We start from the raw sequence: 19,373 nt of genomic DNA, 5'->3' as shown, positions 1-19,373 counted from the left end.
TTTACCGGCTGACAATGCCGGAAGGAAGTCATGTATGTCACATAAATCTAAGCCGGCGCTATGGCGTCGTCTAAAAATGAGTTATGTCGCTATGATAGCGGCGTGTATTTTACTAGCGGTAAGCGCATTACCTAATCTTTATCCTAACAAATCTTGGTTGCACATTAGCTTGCCAGATCAAACTGTGACGCTGCAAAGTGTGACAACGTCACTAAATCAACATGGTTTTGAAGTGACTGAAGCCAATGATAGCCAAGCACAACTGGCTATTTTATTAGCTGAGCCGACTCAAAGTGCTAATGCGTTGAGCTTTATAAAAACGCAATACCCACAGCTAAAGGTTAAAATTGTTGAGCATGCGACAAGCCCACAATGGCTTCAGCAGCTGGGTCTTTCACCGATTAAATTGGGACTCGACTTAAATGGTGGCGTTTTATTTGTGCTTGATGTTGACCTAGATAAAGCAATGCAAGAGCACTTAAACAGTGTGTATCAACAAACTAAATTGACGCTTCGTAAAGACAAAATTCGTGGGATCCGTGCAAGTGAAGTAAAAGATGGAGTTGAGTTACAAATTTTACCAAGTGGTGAGGAGCAACTTGCAGGACTTGTCTCAACGTTACAAGGTCAATTCAAAGGCCTGATGCAAACTAAATCAACAACGAATAACCTAACCACGGTATTACTGCATTTTAATGAGCAAAGCCAAAACGAATTCAATAAACAAGTTATGGCGCAAAGCTTAACAACCCTGCGTGGTCGCATTGAAGAGCTTGGTATTACTGAAGCGGTAACGCAAAGACAAGGTAAGCAGCGCATTCGTATTGAGTTACCCGGTGTGCAGGACCCATCAGAAGCGAAACGTATTATTGGTGCAACTGCGACCCTTGATTTTTACCAGGTCGTCGAAGTCGGTGGTAAAGCGTTTAATGTACAAGGCGGTGGCGTTGTTAATTTAGATCCGATGGCGATTTTTTCAGGTGATCACATTAATAATGCCAGTGTTGGCAAAGATGAATGGGGCAAGCCTTTAGTTCAGCTTAGTTTAGATTCGCAAGGTGGCGATGCGATGTCTGCTTTTTCAAAGCACAACATAGGTAAACCAATGGCCACGGTGTATTCTGAATACTCGCGGGATGCGAATGGCGACGTTGTGAAAAAAAGCGAAGTGATCAATGTAGCAAACATTGCCCAGCATTTAAGTTCTCGTTTTAGCATTACTAATATGAAAAGCCCGCAAGCAGCTTACGATTTAGCGCTTTTACTACGCGCAGGGTCGCTTACAGCGCCAGTGACAATCGTTCAAGAACAAACCATAGGCCCAAGCTTAGGTAGTGAAAACATTGAACACGGTTTAGCAGCGTTAATGCTGGGTATCGGTATTACCCTTGCCTTTATGGCGCTTTGGTATCGTCGCTTAGGGCTGATTGCCAATATTGCTTTATTGCTTAATCTAACGGCTTTAGTTGGTTTAATGTCGTTATTACCGGGGGTTGTACTGACTTTACCGGGTATTGCAGGGCTTGTACTGACGATAGGGATGGCAGTGGATACCAATGTGATTATCTTTGAGCGAATAAAAGAAGAGAAGCGCAAAGGTCGACCTACATATCAAGCGATTGAGCAAGGTTATAACCAAGCATTTACGACCATTTTTGATGCCAATGTGACTACGATGATCACGGCAATTATTTTATACGCCATTGGTTATGGGCCGGTGAAAGGCTTTGCAATCACGTTAGCGCTTGGGCTATTAACCAGTGTCTTTACTGGCGTTTATATTTCGAAAGCGCTTAGCCAAACACTCTACATTAAACTAACTAATTTAACGGGGGCTAAAGCATGAGTTGGTCAACATTAACTGCACCGAGTAAAGCGCGCGTTTTAGGATTACTGCTAAGTTGTGTTTTAGTCATCGCGAGCTTAAGTGTTTTATCTGTAAAAGGGCTAAACTTTGGCCTTGATTTTACAGGTGGCTACATCACGGAAATTAACACAACGTCAGTCACGACAATTTCTGATTTAAAGGCAAAGTTAAGCCCCGAGGTTGCGAGTAAATTAGCCATCAGTAAAGCGGGTGAATATCACTTTGTTTTAAGAGAAGCTCCAGAGGCTAGCAAAGCGAGTACTTGGCAAGCAGAGCTGAATGAACAAGGCGTCGACTATAGCGTATTATCTAGCTCATTTTTAGGCTCACAAGTGGGTGATGAGCTTTTTGAACAGGGCTGTTTAGCTTTATTTGCAGCGCTGATTGCAATTATGGTTTATCTTGCCGTGCGCTTTGAATGGCGACTCGCAGTTGGTTCGGTGGTTGCACTGTTACATGATTTAATCTTAGTGCTAGGTTTGTTTTCTTTGCTAGGGCTTGAGTTTAATTTAACCGTGCTGGCGAGTTTACTGGCTATTATTGGTTATTCATTAAATGACTCAATTATTGTTGGCGACAGAGTCAGAGAGCTTTTACGTATTCAGCCAGACAATCAACGCATAAATACCCATGTTGTGATTAATGATGCAATTGGCTCTACGTTAACGCGTACATTGATCACCTCAGGCACAACACTTGCTACCATTGCCTGTATTTGGCTGCTTGCAGGGGCTGCATTAACGGGTTTTGCTATCGCGTTATTTGTGGGCATTGTGGTGGGGACATTCTCATCGATTTGTATCGCCGCGACCTTGCCGCAGTTATTGGGGTTAAGTTCAGAAAATTACACCCAAACACTGGATGATAAAACCAAAGCCTATATGGAGATGCCGTAAGTCAGTTTTATAACTTACTTTCATCAGCCGCTATTTTTCCATAGAATAGCGGCTTTTCTGTTTTAACTGCTTTGATATGAATAAAACACACGTAATTGAACATTTACACTTTGCGCTTGAGGCACAACTGCAAAACGCTAAAGAAGCGGCAAAAGCGGCCCATGATGCAGCAACTCACGAAGAAAGTGTTGCTGAAACTCAATACGATACCTTGGGTTTAGAAGCCGCTTATTTAGCGCAAGGGCAAGCTGAGCGAGTTAATGAGTGCTACCGTGATATTCAGGCATTCAATACGGTGTTTAAAGAAAGCGAATTTAATAAGGTTCGTGAAGGTGCATTAGTGTGTCTTATCGATGAGCAAGATAACGCAAAGTGGTTCTTTATGGGTCCAAGTGCTGGTGGCTTAGTGGTCACCGTAAAAGAGCAACCGATTTATGTTGTAACCCGAGAAGCGCCGTTAGGTAAACAACTGATTGGCAAGCAAATTGATGATGAAGTAACACTGACTATTGCAGGAAATAAGCAGTTTTACAACATTACTGAAATACTCTGATCTAGAAAGTTTATTAATCAATAAATTTCATCTTAAGGTAAAAAATAACTCGTTGGTCACAAAGCTAAAAACCCTCTATAAATCACATCAAGCTTAATGCTTATAAGCACCCATCTAGTTAAGTGAAGTTTAGCCTCATGCGTTCACTTAATTGGTTGGGTGTTTTCATTTTTTTCATAAGACTTAATTTAGGAAAAGTCGTGTTTAAAACCTTGATTGTGGTTGATAACAATGAGCAACGTATTGCTCAAAATTTCGAAAATGTCATTACCTTTGACACCTACTTACGTGATTACCCAAAACATAATGAGCCAAAAACGCGCATTTTAAACTTGTGTGATACAGGGCAGTATTTAAGTAAAGGTTATTATTGTTCTTTGCTTGCTGAAGCGAGAAAGCATCAGGTATTACCGAGTGTAAAAACAATTAATGCGCTCCGTAGCGATGAGCACAGCACGCGTCATAAAGAGCTTGCTGGTGGCACTGTCTTTTTTGGTCACACAGATCAAGAACAGCAAAGTAAAGCAACCAAAGCATTATTCTCGCAATATCCTGCGCCTATTTTGGTGTGTGATGAGCATGGTGTTGTGAAGCAAGGCACGATTGCATCATTAGATGACACTGGCTTTACAGAGTTTGTAAAACAACTCAGTAGCTTTACCGAGTCTGTGTGGCGCATTCACGATAAAAAACGTCGTTACCGTTGGGATATGGCTATATTGGTTGATCACCAAGAAAAAGTGCCGCCAAGTGATAAAGATGCCATTGCTAAATTTATTAAAGCAGCCGCTAAACATGGTATTTATGCTCAAGCACTGACATTTGATGAAATTACCAATATTGCACAATTTGATGCGCTATTTATTCGTCAAACAACGGCCATCGACCATCCAACTTATCGCTTAGCAAGTAAAGCACAAAGCATAGGGTTAGTGGTGATTGATGATGCAGAGTCAATACTGCGCTGTTGTAATAAAGTGTATTTGCACGATGCCTTTAATTATCAAAAAGTGCCGAGTTTAAAAACTCACGTTGTGGCTGATACACGTGAAGAGACAATTGAAAGTTTAGAAGCAAACTTTAGCTACCCACTGGTATTAAAAATGCCAGAAGGCTCTTTTTCAAAAGGCGTATTTAAAGTTGCTAATCGTGATGAGTTAGTTGCTAAGTTAACTGAGCTGTTTGAGTTTAGTTCACTTGTGCTTGCACAAGAGTACATGTACACCGAATACGACTGGCGTGTCGGGGTGTTAAATGGCCGTGCAATTTATGCGTGTCGTTATTTAATGGCGCGTAATCACTGGCAAATTTACAACCATGATGCAAAACGCTTTTTCTCAGGTGGTTTTGAAACCTTGCCAACGTTTGAGCTACCTAAAGTTGTACTTGATGCAGCATTAAAAGCTTGTAAAACGGTGGGTAAAGGTTTGTATGGTGTTGATGTTAAAGAGCATCAAGGTAAAGCATACGTGTTAGAAGTGAATGACAACCCGAGTATCGACCATAAAGTCGAAGATGCCTATTTAGGTGATGAGCTTTATATGATCATTATGGATGAGTTTAAACAACGCCTAGAAGCACGAGGCCGCGGTTAATGAACGCATCTGTTTGTCAAATCCGCTTTGCCAATGCAACGGATTTGACGGCTCTTGTCGCCATTGAAGAGCAAAGCTTTAGCCAAGATAGATTAAGTAGCCGTAGTTTAAAACGCTGGATCAGCGCAAGCCACGGCTTATTGATGGTGGCTGAGGTAGATAATCAACTGGTTGGTTATGGTTTAGTGTGGTGCCACAAAGGGACACGCCTTGCTCGGTTATATTCACTGGCGGTTTTGCAATCTCAGCAAGGTAAAGGTATTGCTTCAAAGTTACTACTTGCGCTTGAAAATGAAACGGCTAAACGGGGCCGTTTATACATGCGTTTAGAAGTTGCGGTAAACAACCAATCAGCAATTCGTTTATATGAAAAACTGGGTTACCAGGTGTTTGGTCATTATAGTGATTATTATGATGACCATAGTGATGCCCATCGAATGCAAAAAAACATTCGTCGTAATATCGAATTTAATGCCGATAAGCACACGCCTTGGTATCAGCAAACAACCGAGTTTACCTGTGGTCCTGCGGCGCTATTAATGGCAATGTCATCCTTGAATGATACCGCAATGAGCCAACTCAAAGAGCTGGATATATGGCGTGAAGCCACGACTATTTTCATGACTTCAGGGCATGGCGGTTGCCATCCTCTAGGGTTAGCACTTGCAGCAATGAAACGTGGTTTTAAAGCTGATGTAGTTTTAAATACCCGTGATACTTTGTTTATTGACGGGGTGAGAAGCGAAAAGAAAAAAGCCATTTTGCATACCGTACACAATCAGTTTGTGGCTGAAGCAATAGCTGCAAAACTGCCTGTGAGGTATCAAGAGTTAACCTTGGCCTCCATTGAAGATTGGCTTGCTGAGGGTAAAGCGGTGGTGTTATTGATCAGCACCTATCGGTTTGATGGTAAAAAGTCACCGCACTGGGTGTGTGTAACGCATATTGATGAGCATTGCTTGTACGTGCATGACCCGTTTTGTGAAAACGAAAAACAATTGGCGATTGATTGTCAGCATGTCCCAATAGCCAAAGCTGATTTTAACAAAATGGCGAGTTTTGGTTCATCAAGACTCAGCACTGCGATGGCCTTTTATTTATAATTTTAATTGTTAGTTTGATTTGGAAGTACAGTGACTCTGAGTAGTTTATTTGATATTGCCCCTTATTCTTGGTCAGCAATTGGTAGCGCCGCATTTTGCGGCGCAATTATTGGTATGGAGCGTCAGTTACGCGGTAAGCCTGTTGGTATTCGTACCTCCGCACTCATTGTGTTAGGTACCTACTTATTTCTTGCTACTGCATTTATGTTGCATGGCGATGTGATAGACCATTCACGTGTAGTGGGCCAAATTATCACCGGTATTGGCTTTTTAGGTGCCGGAGTAATGCTTGCAAAAGATGGCGCGGTAGTTGGTGTAACATCCGCTGCAACGATCTGGGTATTAGCATCAATTGGTGTTGTCATTGCCACCGACAACTTACTAGCTGCAATAAAACTATCTGTGCTAGTAGTAGGTATTTTATATGGTGTAGATGTACTTGAAGCTAAATTTAAGAGTTTAGGTCGCGGCGTGCATGCCCGTGTAAAACGCTATTCAAAGTTGTATTATCGAAAAGAAAAGTGAAGTTAGATAATAGATTAGAGTGAGTCATGGAGCCTTGTTACACGATAAAGCCTGCTAGTTTAGACGATTTGTTACTTGTTGATAGTCAAATTCCTGAGTTTGATGGCCGAAATACCCTTAGCAAATTACAAGCACAGTGTGCAGAGGTTGAGCACCTAGCTTTAGTTGCCTATATCGATAATAAGCCTGTGGCCTACAAACTGGGTTATGCATTAGATTCAAATACTTTCTATAGCTGGCTTGGCGCAGTAGCGCCAAAGTGCAGAGGAAAGGGGATTGCACAGGCATTATTAAACGCACAAGAAACATGGGTTCAAGAGCACAATTACCGAGCTATTAAAGTTAAGTCGATGAACCGTTTTCCTGCAATGCTGAGTATGCTGATTAAAAATAGTTATGCAATAGTGGGTTATGAAGACAGAGGCTGCCCACAAGCTAGCAAAATTTTATTCTCCAAAGTCTTTGATTAGCCTAATAAATTCTAGACTACTCATACTCGGTGTGATGCCATTTTTAAACGTTTGACCATGAATATTGGCCATCTCGCCTGTTGTTAAAACAAGAATACTTCCGTCACTGAGCTCAAACGGAGTATTGACGGTAGCTAAGCCACACGTTTTCTCGCCAACGAGTGTTACATTTTCAAGCGATGATAGGCCAATTGCTAAAGCTTCAGCAGAACTTGCGACACTAGAATCAATCAAAACATAAATCCCAATAGGCTGATGTTTTAAATGATAGGTATCTGGTTGGAAATTGATTTTTTGTAGCGAGCTTTCATGGGCTATTCCATCTTTAAAACCAAATCTAGTAATGCTTCCAGATGACAAATGGAATTCACCTAATGTCTGTGTAGCGTCAAAAAAGGGGGAAAGTGCTTGTAACATCGGCCACATATTGCCGCCGCTATTTTTTCTTAAATCAATAATCCAGTATCGAGAGTTCTCGTTGTCTTGAGATTTTATCTTATTAATTAAATTACGAACATATTGAGATTTTTCTTCCGTGGTCGTTGTGCCAATACTGGAAATTTTTAGATAAGCAAGTTTACCTTTTTGAAAATTCAGCTTAATTTTACTGTTATTAACACAGCGTTTTTTAGCACTAAAGAAAGTTGTATTTAAACCTTTAACTTTTAGGTAAGTGTGCGGCTCATTAAGTGATTTTATGAGTGATTTTAGGTTTAAGTTACCATATTCGAGATAAGCTGCTCTATTAGCATAATCAGTTTTATGGATAAAATGTAGGTCAATTAACTGTTTTACTTCTTGATAATTTGGTTCTGCAAATAAAGTTAAACTGCAAAAAGAAATATGGGCTAAAAGGCACCCTTTGAAAATAGTCATTTTTTGCAATTTACTACTCACTATTTTGGCAGGCTTAATAAAAAGTGTACTCCCTCGTTGCTATCTATTACTGAGATATTACCTTGTAGTTGCTGCGTTACAATTTTTTTAGCAATACTAAGACCTAACCCCATTCCTGTATGGTTGTTTTTTCCTTTATAGAAAGGTGTAAAAATAGCGTTGATCTGATCATCTTCGATTCCGATGCCATTGTCAGTGTAATGAATTTTCAATATACCATTGTAATCTTGCATATCAATTTTGATTCGTGGTTTTTCAACGCCTAAAAATGCGTGCTCCATAGAGTTTTGTAGCAAAATGAACAGCACTTGTTTTAGTAAATCTATTTCAATTTCACATTCTGACTTGGAAGGCGAGTAACTAACCTCAAGCTTGGCATTCGTATCTTTAAGTGGTTGTGTTAAATGGTTAGTTAATGTATCAGCTAACTGTTTGAGGCTAAAGGGAGACTTTGATGATTGAGCTTTTGTGTATAGCAAGTCTTGTAAAATACGTATTTTATGGGCACAGGTGGTGAGGTTCCGTGTTAATAACTCATTAGTATTAGCCATTGTTTCAAGAGCCTTATATAGAGCTTTTTGGCCTAAACTTTTATTTTCAAGACTTTGGTGCGTGTTAGTAATTGATAAATTAGCCACATCAACTGCGGTTATGCAATTACCGAGTGGGGTGTTGAGTTCATGGGCAATCCCTCTTATTAGAGTAGCCAACTCCTCGAACTGTAGTTGTTCAAATGCTTGTTTTTGCTGATGAAGTAATTTTAGTTGGGCTTCAAAACTATGCTTGATGGTTTCAAGTAATTTAATAACAGGTTCACTGTAACTATGCGGTTTATTATCTAAAATACATATCGTACCAAAAGGGGTCGCATCGCCGGCTGATATAGGTAACCCCAAGTAAGAAATCATATTTAACTTTATATCTGGGTTATCTTTCCAATTTTCATCAACCAGTGCGTTAGATATTGATAATAGCTTTTGCGTTTTTATGACATGCTCGCAATATAGGCCAGAGCCATCTAAGCTTTCACAATCACCGATGTTATAGGGATTTTCGAGATGATCATTTTTTGAAAAAACACTGATAACGTTGTCTTCAACTTTCATAATTAAAGCAACGGGCACTTTTGCAAACATCGCTAAAACCTCAAGGGTTTTATTCCAACTTTGTACTAATTCATTATAATCAGGTTGATACATTATTTCCGACTCAGAGAAAAAATTACTGCTATCTGAAAGCTTAGTTACAAATTTAATTTCGGCAAATTAATGCTTGACTTAAATGATATTTTCAAAAATTTCTGAGTTTATCTTACTCGTTATCCGAATAACTTACGTCGCACAACTGTCCTGTATTCACTAGGGGTTTGTGATAGTACTTTCTTAAATACCCGTGTTAAATGACCTTGGTCGTTATACCCGACTTCAAGGGCGACTTCTTGAATCGATAAGTTTGAAGAGGCGAGTAATTCTTTTGCTGTTTGCACGCGAAGTTGTTGCCAGTATTCAATGGGGGTTTGGCTGGTGGCTTGGCGAAAGCGTCGAGTAAAGGTGCGATAGCTAAGGTTGAATTGTGCTGCAATCTCTTGCAAAGATAACTCTGATGTTAGGTTGTTTTTTAACCAAAACTGTATTTGAGCAATGAGTTCATCAGGATGCTTATCGACAGCTCCCTCAAGATAACGTTGATCTTCATATGGCTTACGGATTTCATGGGAAAAATTACGCTCAACATGTTGTGCAGCTTCTCGGCCGTAATATTGACTAATAATATGCACAATAACATCGGCAAGCGCATTTAAACTCGCAACTGTGTACATGCGCTCAGATTGCGTGATAAAAAAGTCAGGCTTGAGCTGGACTTTAGGGTAGTCACGTTTAAATTGCTCTGCGTAATGCCAGTGAGTGGTAGCAGGGTGACCATCCAGTAATCCTGCTTCTGCAACTAAACAATTACCTGTGCCTACACCAATAATATGACTTCCTTGCTGCCATGAATCCTTTAACCATTGCACTAATTTTTTTTGTTTATTGACGACAGGACGCGGATTACGCCAGATGCCAGGTACAATTATTAAATCACTTGTAGGGGCGGTGACTGTTTCACAGTCAGGTATGATTGCCAGCCCCGTTCTGTTGGGTATAGGCGCCAAGTTACTGGCTACTAAGTTGATATTTAGAGGACAAAACTGTTGAGACTGATGATGGCTTTTGGCAAACGCTTCGCCAGCCCTCAACATCTCAATTGGTAGCGTGAGGCTGGTAATTAATAAATGGGGATAAACCAAGATACTGATTTCGGTGGCTTTAGTTTGTTGAAGTTTTGTCACTTTAATTGCTCCGACCAGTTGTTTTTGGCATTTCATGCATAATATTTGGCTATTTAAGCATAAAGAAGCGTTGGTAATCCATTTAAACTTAAGCGAATTATCGTAACACGTTTTCTCAAGGTAAATTATGACAGCATTACCCGTTATTGTTGGTATGGGTGGTATTAATGCCGCTGGCCGCACTTCTTTTCATCAAGGTTATCGTCGTATCGTGTTAGACAGCTTGGACGCAAAAGCCCGTCAGGAGACATTTTTAGGCTTAGCGACTTTAATGAATTTAGTTACATTGACAGACGGTGTTTTAAAAGATGCAAATGGTAATACCGTCAATGAAGCAGATATTGAAACACAATTTGGCGAGCAAATTTTAGCTGGCACACTTATTCGTAAAATTGAAAAAAATCACTTCGATGTAGATGCAACGCCATGGCAGCAAAAAATGACGTTAACAGCGTCTGATGAACAACAGATTGTTTTTGAAACGCGTCGTCGTGATTTACCATCTCCAGTGCCAGCAAGTTGGCAGGTCGAAGACCTTAGTGATAAAAAAGTGAAAGTCACTATTAGTGCTGATCTTGCTATCAAGCATGACAGCACGCGTGATAATCCAATTAAAGCGGCAGGTCAATTACCGACAGGTTTTGAACCTTCAGCAATGTATAACAGCCGTTATCAACCAAGGGGCTTACAAGCAACTATTTTTGCCGCAACCGATGCTATTCGTTCAACAGGTCTGCCGTGGCAGCAGGTAATGAACAGTGTTGAGCCTGATCAAATTGGTACATACTCAGCTTCTGTGGCAGGTCAAGTTGATGATGAGGGTTTTGGTGGATTGATACGTGCGCGTCAACAGGGCGATCGCGTAAGTACTAAACAGCTTGCACTTGGCTTAAACACCATGTCGACTGACTTTATCAATGCCTATGTAACAGGTAATGTGGGTACAACTTTTACCACATCAGGCGCGTGCGCCACGTTTTTATATAACCTGCGTGCCGCAGTAAACGATATTCAAGCGGGTCGTACACGAGTAGCTATCGTAGCGTCTGTTGAGTGTGCTATCACGCCAGAAATCGTTGAAGGTTTTGGTAATATGAGCGCACTTGCAAATGAAGAAGGTTTAAAGCGTCTTGATAATACTGATGTGGTTGATCATCGCCGCACAAGTCGTCCATTCGGTGAAAACTGTGGTTTTACTATTGGTGAAGGTGCACAGGTTGCAATTTTAATGGATGATGCACTGGCATTAGAGTTAGGTGCTGATGTGTTAGGCAGCGTTGCTGATGTGTTTGTCAATGCAGATGGTATTAAAAAATCAATCACAGCGCCGGGTCCTGGTAACTATATTACAATGGCTAAATCTGTTGCATTGGCGAGCAGTATTGTTGGTCAAGAAGCGGTACAAAAAAGAAGCTTTATTTTGGCACATGGCTCGAGCACGCCACAAAATCGCGTAACAGAATCATTAATTTATCATAAAGTAGCACAGACATTTGCGATTGATAATTGGAAGGTTGCAGCACCTAAGGCGTATGTGGGTCATACTATAGCGCCAGCTAGTGGAGATCAGTTAGCTATGGCGTTAGGTGTGTTCAGTCATAATATTATGCCGGGTATCACGACAATCGATAAAGTGGCGGATGACGTTTATAGCGAGCATTTAGATATTCGTACTCAACATTACCAATGCGATGCAATGGACATTGCATTTATTAACTCTAAAGGATTTGGTGGTAATAACGCAACGGCAACAGTACTTTCACCAACAATCACATTAAAAATGCTAGCAAAGCGTCATGGTGATGCGGTTATGGCGCAATATCAAGACCGTCATACTCAAGTTGCACAAGCCCAAGCTGACTACCAAAAACAGGCTGATTTAGGTCATTATGAGCTTATATATCGTTTTGGTGATGGACTAATTGACGAAAATGACATTGAAATTTGTGAAGATTCAATGACAATCCCTGGTTTTGATAAGAGGATTTTGTTAACAAAATCAAACCCATACCAGGATATGTTTTAAGATCAAGACATGTTTAAGCACATTCTTGACAGCAAGGCGCTTTTAAAGCGCCTTTTTTAGTGCTATAAATGTTCCTATCTAAGGGAATTGGAGCAATTACTCATGATCAAACTTACTAAATTTGCTGTACTTTGTTCACTAATCGGATTACCAACACATACTTTAGCACGAGACGTTAATGACTTAGGTATTGACGTACAAGCTGCTACATCGGCCTATATCGTTAAAAATCAAAATCCGCGTTTTGCTGGTAGCTACAATGGCTCTCGATTAGAAGGGTGGGCGTTAATGTCGTATGTAGTTGACACACAAGGTAAAGCGAAAGACATTGAAGTGATCATGGCCTCCGATACCCGTGGTAGTGAAGAAAACGCAGAGAAATATTTAACTAATTTAGAGTTTGCACCAGCCACTAAAGGGGGTAAAACAGTTGAAGGTGGGTATCTATTTTCATTTGAAGTAGGGAAATATTTTAACGGTTACTCAAATGATAAAGCGAGCCGTGGTTTTATTAATGAATACGATGAAATTAATAAAATGCTGCAAGCCAAAGAGTTTAAAAAAGCTGAGCAGTCATTGGCTAAGTTATATAAAGATCACACCAAAAACACCTCTGAGCAGGCGTTATTTGCTTGGTTAAAAAGTCAATTTTATTACTACCAACAGCAATGGTTTGGCTTTGATGAGCAATTGTCGATAGCCTATTTATTGCGAGCAAAATTACCAACAGATATTCAGTATTTAGTCGCTAAAAGTGCTCTGCAGTGGTATAGCTTTAAGGGCGATTTTAACCTCGCTTACAATGCTATTTATGCACTTGATAATATCGAAGGTAAAGAATTCTCAGAAGAAAACAAACTTGCTACAATTAAGCAAATTGATGACTTGTTAGCCCGCACACCGCAAATCAATTCACAAATTAGTGTTTCAAAAGATAAGCTGTCTTATTTATCTTTGTCTCGCGGTTCTATCAAGATAGAGGGCGCAAGTGATGTATCCAAATTACAGATCCGTTGTGCTGATCAAGTCATTGATCTTGAAGCCAGTGAGTTAGTTAACTATGTCATTGATGAGCAAAGTAGACGCTGCGGTTTATTAGTTAAATCTGCAAACCCAGCTGAAATTAAAGTTAAACAAACCGGGTATGCCATTGTTAACTCTAAATACGATGCTAGTTAGCTGTTTACTTTAAGCGTTTAACATACCTTAGCGTTACGAAATTAATTAATGCCATTAAAAAGGCAATTTCGTAGCGACTGAATGCCACAGCTATGCCAATAAGTCCCATATTCCAAATACTGGCTGCTGTGGCTGTTCCATAAGTTGAATTTTTGTTCTTCAAAATGGCACCGCCACCGATAAAGCCAATACCTGTGATAATCCCTTCTAGTACTTTTGATTCTGCCTCTGAGCTTGTTAATACAGACATGCCTACTAATGCATAACCACAAGATGCAACGGCTACTAACGGAAAAGTTCGAAGACCAGCGCCATTACTGGTTTTTTCACGGTCAAATGCCATGGGCAAGGCAAGTAAATATGCAATCCCTAAGTGAATTAAATTATCGAGAATTTCATACCAATCAAAATTAAAGTCCATACTTAGCTCCTTGCGATGTTAATTTTGACTGAGCTGCAATTTCAATACCCGATCAACAAATTTAATAAAATGAGGAAACTAGGGACATGTAGCCGGGTTTTAAAAAGTAAGGCTTGGTATAATTTGCGCTTTTTACGCATTGCTATGTCATTTTTTCAGTCTTTTGGCTGTTTGAATTTCAGCCATGCTAACAGTATGCTAATCACGCTGAATAAATAGGCTTCACTTTGAAACATTCCACCCCACCTCTTGAAAAGACCGCGCTTGCACTGTGTATGTTTGGTGCTCTCATTGCTGTTATATTGCCGGACATTATCACTGAGCAAGTACAACCGTTTGTACAAATGGTTTTAAAGTGGATAGGTAGTAGCTTTTTCTTGATGATCAATTTTTTATTGTTTGCCATCATAATATTAGCCGTAAGTCCATTAGGAAGCCGCAAAGTTGGTGGCGAACATGCTGTTGTCGAGTATTCAAACTTTGGTTGGTTTGCTATGCTGTTTGCTGCTGGAATGGGCTCAGGGTTGGTTTTTTGGGGTGTAGCAGAGCCTGCATTACACTCCCTTGACCCACCACTTAAACAAAGCTTATACCCAGACAGACTAGCAAGTAGCTTGGCTTTAACCTTGGTCAATTGGGGAGCTCATGCTTGGGCTCTTTATGCAGTCTTTGCATTAGTTCTTGGCGGGTTAACACAGTACAGTGGTAAGTCAGGAGATATATGTGCTCCTGTTTTAACGGCACTTGGCAACCGGTTTGATAGATCTGCAAAATATACAGTCTCGTTTATTGTAAAATTAACTGCGGTGCTCTCGATATTTTTTGGTGTAGTGGGGACCATAGCAAATTCAACTTTACTGATCAGTAAAGGTGTTGAGATCGAGTTGGGTGTTACTTCAACATTATTAGTTGGGTCTTTAATCGTTTGTTTGTTAGCAGTTATTTATTCTCTGTCGGTTAAGTTTGGTTTACGTCGCGGTGTGCAATCACTGAGCATATTTAATGTGCTTTTGGCATTTAGTTTGCTCGTTTGGTTGCTAATAGTGGTGCCGATTGCGCCTATTATTAAAATTGCATTAGATGGAACCGGCTACTATTTACAGTTACTTGCGACCGGCACTTGGCAATTTGATAGCCAATTAAAAACACCAGATTGGGCCAATCATTGGACATATAACTACTACTTTTGGTGGTTAGCGTGGGGACCATTCGTCGGCGTGTTTCTAGCCAAAATTAGTCAGGGGCGTAAGGTTTGGCAATTTATTATGGCGGTTGTGTGCATTCCAACTTTAGTCACAATTATCTGGTTTGCGACTTTTTCAGGCGCAGCGATTGAATGGGATAGACTCAATCAAGCAGGCATTTTAGCTGCAATTAGACAAGATTACAGCCAAGGCCTATTTGTATTTTTTCATCAATTAGGTTGGCAAGGGACCGTGTTTATTTGGTCAAGTTTGTTATTACTATTGGTATTTGTGGCAACCTCAGCTGACTCTGCAATTTTAGTGATAAGAGAGCTTGTTGGAGCGAAAAATAATCGTGTGACCCTCTACGCATGGTGTTTTGCTTTATTTATATGCAGCTTTTCATTATTGCTGTTACAAGATGAGCCCTTAAATCGTAGCGTTGCAATTTTAGGCGCTTTACCTTTCTTACTAATATTTTTATTGCAGCTGGTTGGTTTTTTAAAAGAGTTTATTCGCGATATTTGTGATTAATACCAACCCAAGAACAATTACCTCAAAGTAGATCACTTAATTAAGCGAGTTGGTATCACTACATTTTCTTACAGTAAAATTAAGCGTTTGCTATTATGCTCATAAAATAAGCTTAAGTGTATTGGAGGACCCATGCTTAAATCTTTGTATGTGCTTCTATCTATTAGTTTACTAAGTGGCTGTACTGTAATTGGCTTAGTGGCAGATGGTATTGGTGGCCGCTCTAGCCAAGCACAACCTGCAACAGCCAATTCAGCCCCAAAAGAAAACAACCGTGTGAACTACGGAATGACCATGACGATGATAGGTTACGAAATCGATAAAGCTATTGTTGAAGGGCTAGAGAATGGCAGCAAAGACAAAGATGTTGAGCTTAAATGTCGTCAAATAAGTCGTACAGTAAAAGAGTGTGTTGAGGTTCAAGCTGAACCAAAAAAAAAACCTACATTAATGGATAGCTTCAATGAAGATTAACATTTCGAGACTCGTTATTTGCTTAGTAAGTTATCAATTAGTGGGTTGTACTGTGGCTGGTTCATTAGTAGATGGCTATGCAAAAAACTCACAACCAACAAACCTTGCAACTACAAATGCAAATCATGCTAAGACTACAATAAAAGATCCCGAGGGTTTCTCATTCGCAAAGCTAGGTTTTGAAATTGACAGTGCTGTGATTGGCTTATTAAAACCGAAAGACAAAGAACCGCAACTGGTTTGCAGGCAAATCAGTCAAAGTATCAAAGAGTGTGAGGAAATAAAGCCCTCACACTAGTCATTACACATTACAGATATTTTTGATGAAACATTAGGTGTTCATCAATAAAGCTGCTGATAAAGAAGTAACTATGATCATAACCAGCGTGCATGTTAATTTCAGCTGGGTAATCTTTTTCGTTCACGACAGCAAATAAGTTCTCGGTTTTGAGTTGCTCAGTTAAGAAGTTATCGGCTTCACCTTGATCAATACGCATCGGTAAATAATCGTCAGCAATTGCTTTTTTCATTAATTCACAGCTATCGTATTCGAGCCAATTTGCTTTATCACTGCCAAGGTAATTGCTAAACGCCTTTTCACCCCAAGGGCAATTAATCGGGTTCACAATCGGGCTAAAAGCACTGGCGCTAACGTACTGCTTAGGGTTTTTAAGTGCAATCATTAGCGCGCCATGACCACCCATAGAGTGTCCGGCAATGGCTTTTTTGTTAGTAACAGGGAAGTGCGCCTCAATCAGTGCTGGTAACTCAGCAACAACATAATCGTACATGTTGTAATGCACATTATAAGGTGCTTGGGTTGCATTAACATAAAAGCCTGCACCTTGACCAAAATCGTAGTTTTCGTCGTCAGGTACATTATCACCGCGCGGGCTAGTATCTGGGGCGACAATCGCAATACCTAGTTCAGCCGCTTTTTTAAAAGCTCCCGCTTTTTGCATAAAGTTTTCATCAGTGCAGGTTAAACCTGATAACCAATACATTACAGGTACTTTATTCGTTTCGCTGGCACCAGGCGGTAAAAATATAGCAAAGCGCATGGCACAATGTGTACTATTAGCTTGGTGGATATATTGTTTATGCCAGCCACCGCTGACTTTTGTTGAGCTTATGTTTTCTAGCATAACCACATCCTTGAAACAAAAGTGCTAGGTAGTAACCTAGCGCAAAAGTAAAAGATTAATAATGAATAACTGAGCGAATACTCTTACCTTCGTGCATTAAGTCGAAAGCTTCATTGATATCTTCCAGTTTCATGGTGTGTGTGATGAAATCATTTAACGCAAACTCACCATTCATATAGCGCTCAACAATCTCTGGTAGCTCAGAGCGACCTTTAACGCCACCAAATGCGCTACCACGCCATACTCGGCCTGTTACCAGTTGGAATGGACGAGTAGAGATCTCTTGGCCTGCACCTGCAACACCAATGATTACCGATTCACCCCAACCTTTGTGACAACACTCAAGAGCAGAGCGCATTACATTAACGTTACCGATACATTCGAATGAGAAATCAACACCGCCGTCAGTCATTTCAACGATAACTTCTTGGATTGGTTTGTCGAAGTCATTTGGATTGATTAAATCAGTTGCACCTAGTTTAGTAGCAAGATCAAATTTACTGGTGTTGATATCAACACCAATGATACGGCTTGCACCCGCCATTTTCGCCCCGATAATCGCTGATAAACCAATACCACCTAAGCCAAAAATAGCGACAGTATCGCCTTTTTGAACTTTTGCTGTTTTAGTAACAGCACCCATACCGGTTGTTACACCACAACCAAGTAAACAAATTTCTTCAAGCGGCGCTTCTTTACTTACTTTAGCAAGTGAAATCTCTGGTAATACAGTGTACTCAGAGAACGTAGAGCAACCCATGTAGTGATAAATTGGTTGACCATCTTTATAGAAGCGCGTTGTGCCATCTGGCATTAAACCTTTACCTTGCGTTTCACGTACCGCAGAGCATAAGTTTGTTTTGCCAGACTTACACATCTTACACTCGCCACATTCAGCAGTGTAAAGAGGAATAACATGATCGCCTACTTCAACGTGCGTTACGCCTTCACCAACAGCTTCAACAATACCGCCGCCTTCATGGCCTAGGATTGCTGGGAAAATACCTTCAGGGTCTTCACCAGACAAAGTGAATGCATCGGTATGACAAACACCTGTAGCAACAATTTTTACCAGTACTTCGCCTTTTTTAGGCATCATTACATCCACTTCTTCAATTGAGAGTGGTTGATTTGGACCCCAAGCGATAGCCGCTTTTGATTTAATAAAATCAGTCATAACGTTCCCTTATAGTTGTTGGAAGTAAGTAATAAACTTAGTCTATTTTATTTATTTCTCAATGAATGATAATCTTAGTTTTATTAAAACACTTTTACAGTATGGTAATAATGAATCGTTGGCACGGAATTGATGAATTTTTAGCGGTAGCCGAAACCGGTAGTTTTACAAAGGCAAGTAAACTGCTGGGTATGTCAGTGGCGCATGTAAGCCGTTATGTGAGTCAATTAGAAGAACGATTAAACACACAATTGCTAACCCGAACGACCCGTAAAGTAGTGCTAACGCAAGAGGGGCAAGTGTTTGCGCATCAAACAAAACAGTTACAGCATGCTATGGATGATGCCACGGCACTGCTTGCCGAGCAGCAACTGACACCTAAAGGCAGCATCAAACTGACAGCCCCTGTCATGTATGGTGAAAGCTACATAATGCCTGCGGTTCATACATTTATGCAAAAGCACCCAGATATTGAAGTAATCAGTCATTTAAGTAATGAGCAAGTCAATCTATTAGAAGAAGGGTATGACTTAGCTATTCGGCTAGGTCATCTAAAGGATTCATCTTTAAAAGCTCGGCGTATTAGCCAGCGCAGACTCGTTATATGCTGTAGCCCTGAATATATTAATAATTTTGGTCAACCACACAGCGTCAGTGAATTACATCAACATCATTGCCTTATCGGTAATAACAGTTATTGGCGGGTAAAAGAGCAGGGCCAAGATAAGCACATTAAAGTGGCTGGGCGTTTAGCATGTAATAGTGGTTGGGCATTGGTGGATGCAGCTATTAAAGGGTTAGGCATCGTGCAATTACCGGATTATTATGTCAATGAGCATCTAGCCAATGGCAAGTTGACCGCTGTACTTTCGAATGTTGCACCTGCACCTGAAGGTGTATGGGGGGTGTACCCACCTAGGCAATTTATAGCAACCAATGTAAAAGCATTACTTGACCATTTGGTCGCTACAGTTCAAGTATCAGATTTATAATTATTT

General features: G+C 40.3%; 19 protein-coding genes. 13 read left to right on the top strand and 6 right to left on the bottom strand.

Features of this window, described 5'->3' with window-relative positions:
- The first annotated feature begins 34 nt into the window (after nucleotides 1-34).
- From secD to E5N72_RS11800, 7 genes are all read left to right on the top strand, one after another.
- Nucleotides 35-1,846, top strand: a complete 1,812-nt coding sequence (secD, locus tag E5N72_RS11830; protein ID WP_135924905.1) for a protein translocase subunit SecD — start codon at nucleotides 35-37, stop codon at nucleotides 1,844-1,846.
- Nucleotides 1,843-2,763: a protein translocase subunit SecF gene (gene secF, locus E5N72_RS11825; protein ID WP_135924903.1), complete on the top strand. Its 921-nt coding sequence runs from the start codon at nucleotides 1,843-1,845 to the stop codon at nucleotides 2,761-2,763. Before secD ends, secF begins: the two co-directional genes overlap by 4 nt.
- Nucleotides 2,764-2,839: 76 nt before the next feature.
- Nucleotides 2,840-3,316 carry a GreA/GreB family elongation factor gene (locus E5N72_RS11820; protein WP_135924901.1) on the top strand — a complete coding sequence of 159 codons (477 nt, stop codon included), beginning with the start codon at nucleotides 2,840-2,842 and terminating at the stop codon, nucleotides 3,314-3,316.
- A gap of 200 nt (nucleotides 3,317-3,516) precedes the next feature.
- Entirely contained in the window at nucleotides 3,517-4,911 is a 1,395-nt protein-coding gene (locus E5N72_RS11815) for a RimK family protein (protein ID WP_135924898.1), read from the top strand.
- Entirely contained in the window at nucleotides 4,911-6,014 is a 1,104-nt protein-coding gene (locus E5N72_RS11810) for a GNAT family N-acetyltransferase/peptidase C39 family protein (protein ID WP_063705650.1), read from the top strand. The genes E5N72_RS11815 and E5N72_RS11810 overlap by 1 nt, the downstream gene beginning before the upstream one ends.
- A gap of 30 nt (nucleotides 6,015-6,044) precedes the next feature.
- A complete protein-coding gene (locus E5N72_RS11805) occupies nucleotides 6,045-6,539 on the top strand; it encodes an MgtC/SapB family protein (RefSeq protein WP_063705648.1) in 495 nt (164 codons plus the stop codon).
- Between the two features lie 26 nt (nucleotides 6,540-6,565).
- Nucleotides 6,566-7,009, top strand: a complete 444-nt coding sequence (locus E5N72_RS11800) for a GNAT family N-acetyltransferase (protein ID WP_135924896.1) — start codon at nucleotides 6,566-6,568, stop codon at nucleotides 7,007-7,009.
- Here E5N72_RS11800 and E5N72_RS11795 read toward each other — a convergent pair.
- The 3 genes from E5N72_RS11795 to E5N72_RS11785 form a co-directional block, all read right to left on the bottom strand.
- Nucleotides 6,986-7,885 carry a S41 family peptidase gene (locus E5N72_RS11795; RefSeq protein ID WP_240704547.1) on the bottom strand — a complete coding sequence of 300 codons (900 nt, stop codon included), beginning with the start codon at nucleotides 7,883-7,885 and terminating at the stop codon, nucleotides 6,986-6,988. The genes E5N72_RS11800 and E5N72_RS11795 overlap by 24 nt on opposite strands.
- Nucleotides 7,886-7,905: 20 nt before the next feature.
- The gene (locus E5N72_RS11790; protein ID WP_168246735.1) at nucleotides 7,906-9,042 is read right to left on the bottom strand and encodes a GAF domain-containing sensor histidine kinase; all 1,137 of its coding nucleotides are present in this window, start codon (nucleotides 9,040-9,042) and stop codon (nucleotides 7,906-7,908) included.
- A gap of 182 nt (nucleotides 9,043-9,224) precedes the next feature.
- Entirely contained in the window at nucleotides 9,225-10,235 is a 1,011-nt protein-coding gene (locus tag E5N72_RS11785) for a helix-turn-helix domain-containing protein (RefSeq protein ID WP_235382730.1), read from the bottom strand.
- 127 nt (nucleotides 10,236-10,362) lie between these two features.
- Between E5N72_RS11785 and E5N72_RS11780 the strand changes: the two genes are divergently transcribed.
- Both E5N72_RS11780 and E5N72_RS11775 read left to right on the top strand, forming a co-directional pair.
- Entirely contained in the window at nucleotides 10,363-12,261 is a 1,899-nt protein-coding gene (locus E5N72_RS11780) for a beta-ketoacyl synthase (protein ID WP_135924886.1), read from the top strand.
- A gap of 102 nt (nucleotides 12,262-12,363) precedes the next feature.
- Nucleotides 12,364-13,440, top strand: a complete 1,077-nt coding sequence (locus E5N72_RS11775; RefSeq protein WP_135924883.1) for an energy transducer TonB — start codon at nucleotides 12,364-12,366, stop codon at nucleotides 13,438-13,440.
- A gap of 4 nt (nucleotides 13,441-13,444) precedes the next feature.
- Here the strand turns inward: E5N72_RS11775 and E5N72_RS11770 are convergent, their stop codons facing one another.
- Nucleotides 13,445-13,861 carry an MgtC/SapB family protein gene (locus tag E5N72_RS11770; protein WP_135924881.1) on the bottom strand — a complete coding sequence of 139 codons (417 nt, stop codon included), beginning with the start codon at nucleotides 13,859-13,861 and terminating at the stop codon, nucleotides 13,445-13,447.
- Nucleotides 13,862-14,088: 227 nt separating this feature from the next.
- Between E5N72_RS11770 and E5N72_RS11765 the strand changes: the two genes are divergently transcribed.
- From E5N72_RS11765 to E5N72_RS11755, 3 genes are all read left to right on the top strand, one after another.
- Nucleotides 14,089-15,579 carry a BCCT family transporter gene (locus tag E5N72_RS11765; RefSeq protein WP_240704518.1) on the top strand — a complete coding sequence of 497 codons (1,491 nt, stop codon included), beginning with the start codon at nucleotides 14,089-14,091 and terminating at the stop codon, nucleotides 15,577-15,579.
- 132 nt (nucleotides 15,580-15,711) lie between these two features.
- Nucleotides 15,712-16,053, top strand: coding sequence for a hypothetical protein (locus E5N72_RS11760; protein ID WP_135924878.1), 342 nt, complete (start codon nucleotides 15,712-15,714; stop codon nucleotides 16,051-16,053).
- On the top strand, nucleotides 16,043-16,351 hold the full coding sequence (locus tag E5N72_RS11755; RefSeq protein WP_135924876.1) for a hypothetical protein: 309 nt from the start codon (nucleotides 16,043-16,045) through the stop codon (nucleotides 16,349-16,351). The genes E5N72_RS11760 and E5N72_RS11755 overlap by 11 nt, the downstream gene beginning before the upstream one ends.
- Nucleotides 16,352-16,361: 10 nt before the next feature.
- Here the strand turns inward: E5N72_RS11755 and fghA are convergent, their stop codons facing one another.
- Nucleotides 16,362-17,198 carry an S-formylglutathione hydrolase gene (gene fghA / locus E5N72_RS11750; RefSeq protein WP_135924874.1) on the bottom strand — a complete coding sequence of 279 codons (837 nt, stop codon included), beginning with the start codon at nucleotides 17,196-17,198 and terminating at the stop codon, nucleotides 16,362-16,364.
- Nucleotides 17,199-17,253: 55 nt separating this feature from the next.
- Nucleotides 17,254-18,375, bottom strand: coding sequence for an S-(hydroxymethyl)glutathione dehydrogenase/class III alcohol dehydrogenase (locus E5N72_RS11745; RefSeq protein WP_135924871.1), 1,122 nt, complete (start codon nucleotides 18,373-18,375; stop codon nucleotides 17,254-17,256).
- Between the two features lie 110 nt (nucleotides 18,376-18,485).
- Between E5N72_RS11745 and E5N72_RS11740 the strand changes: the two genes are divergently transcribed.
- Nucleotides 18,486-19,367, top strand: a complete 882-nt coding sequence (locus tag E5N72_RS11740; RefSeq protein ID WP_135924868.1) for a LysR family transcriptional regulator — start codon at nucleotides 18,486-18,488, stop codon at nucleotides 19,365-19,367.
- Nucleotides 19,368-19,373: the final 6 nt, after the last annotated feature.

Origin of the sequence: Pseudoalteromonas sp. MEBiC 03607 (assembly GCF_004792295.1) — a bacterium.
In the GTDB taxonomy this organism is placed as follows: Bacteria; Pseudomonadota; Gammaproteobacteria; order Enterobacterales; family Alteromonadaceae; genus Pseudoalteromonas; species Pseudoalteromonas lipolytica_C.
This window is presented reverse-complemented; position numbering and strand designations above follow the sequence as displayed.

Coding starts and splice junctions, on each gene's coding strand:
- E5N72_RS11795 (WP_240704547.1), bottom strand. CDS start 7,885: ATGACTATTTTCAAAGGGTGCCTTTTAGCCCATATTTCTTTTTGCAGT.
- E5N72_RS11800 (WP_135924896.1), top strand. CDS start 6,566: ATGGAGCCTTGTTACACGATAAAGCCTGCTAGTTTAGACGATTTGTTA.
- secF (WP_135924903.1), top strand. CDS start 1,843: ATGAGTTGGTCAACATTAACTGCACCGAGTAAAGCGCGCGTTTTAGGA.
- E5N72_RS11745 (WP_135924871.1), bottom strand. CDS start 18,375: ATGACTGATTTTATTAAATCAAAAGCGGCTATCGCTTGGGGTCCAAAT.
- E5N72_RS11820 (WP_135924901.1), top strand. CDS start 2,840: ATGAATAAAACACACGTAATTGAACATTTACACTTTGCGCTTGAGGCA.
- E5N72_RS11760 (WP_135924878.1), top strand. CDS start 15,712: ATGCTTAAATCTTTGTATGTGCTTCTATCTATTAGTTTACTAAGTGGC.
- E5N72_RS11780 (WP_135924886.1), top strand. CDS start 10,363: ATGACAGCATTACCCGTTATTGTTGGTATGGGTGGTATTAATGCCGCT.
- E5N72_RS11740 (WP_135924868.1), top strand. CDS start 18,486: ATGAATCGTTGGCACGGAATTGATGAATTTTTAGCGGTAGCCGAAACC.
- fghA (WP_135924874.1), bottom strand. CDS start 17,198: ATGCTAGAAAACATAAGCTCAACAAAAGTCAGCGGTGGCTGGCATAAA.
- secD (WP_135924905.1), top strand. CDS start 35: ATGTCACATAAATCTAAGCCGGCGCTATGGCGTCGTCTAAAAATGAGT.
- E5N72_RS11775 (WP_135924883.1), top strand. CDS start 12,364: ATGATCAAACTTACTAAATTTGCTGTACTTTGTTCACTAATCGGATTA.
- E5N72_RS11755 (WP_135924876.1), top strand. CDS start 16,043: ATGAAGATTAACATTTCGAGACTCGTTATTTGCTTAGTAAGTTATCAA.
- E5N72_RS11810 (WP_063705650.1), top strand. CDS start 4,911: ATGAACGCATCTGTTTGTCAAATCCGCTTTGCCAATGCAACGGATTTG.
- E5N72_RS11790 (WP_168246735.1), bottom strand. CDS start 9,042: ATGTTTGCAAAAGTGCCCGTTGCTTTAATTATGAAAGTTGAAGACAAC.
- E5N72_RS11770 (WP_135924881.1), bottom strand. CDS start 13,861: ATGGACTTTAATTTTGATTGGTATGAAATTCTCGATAATTTAATTCAC.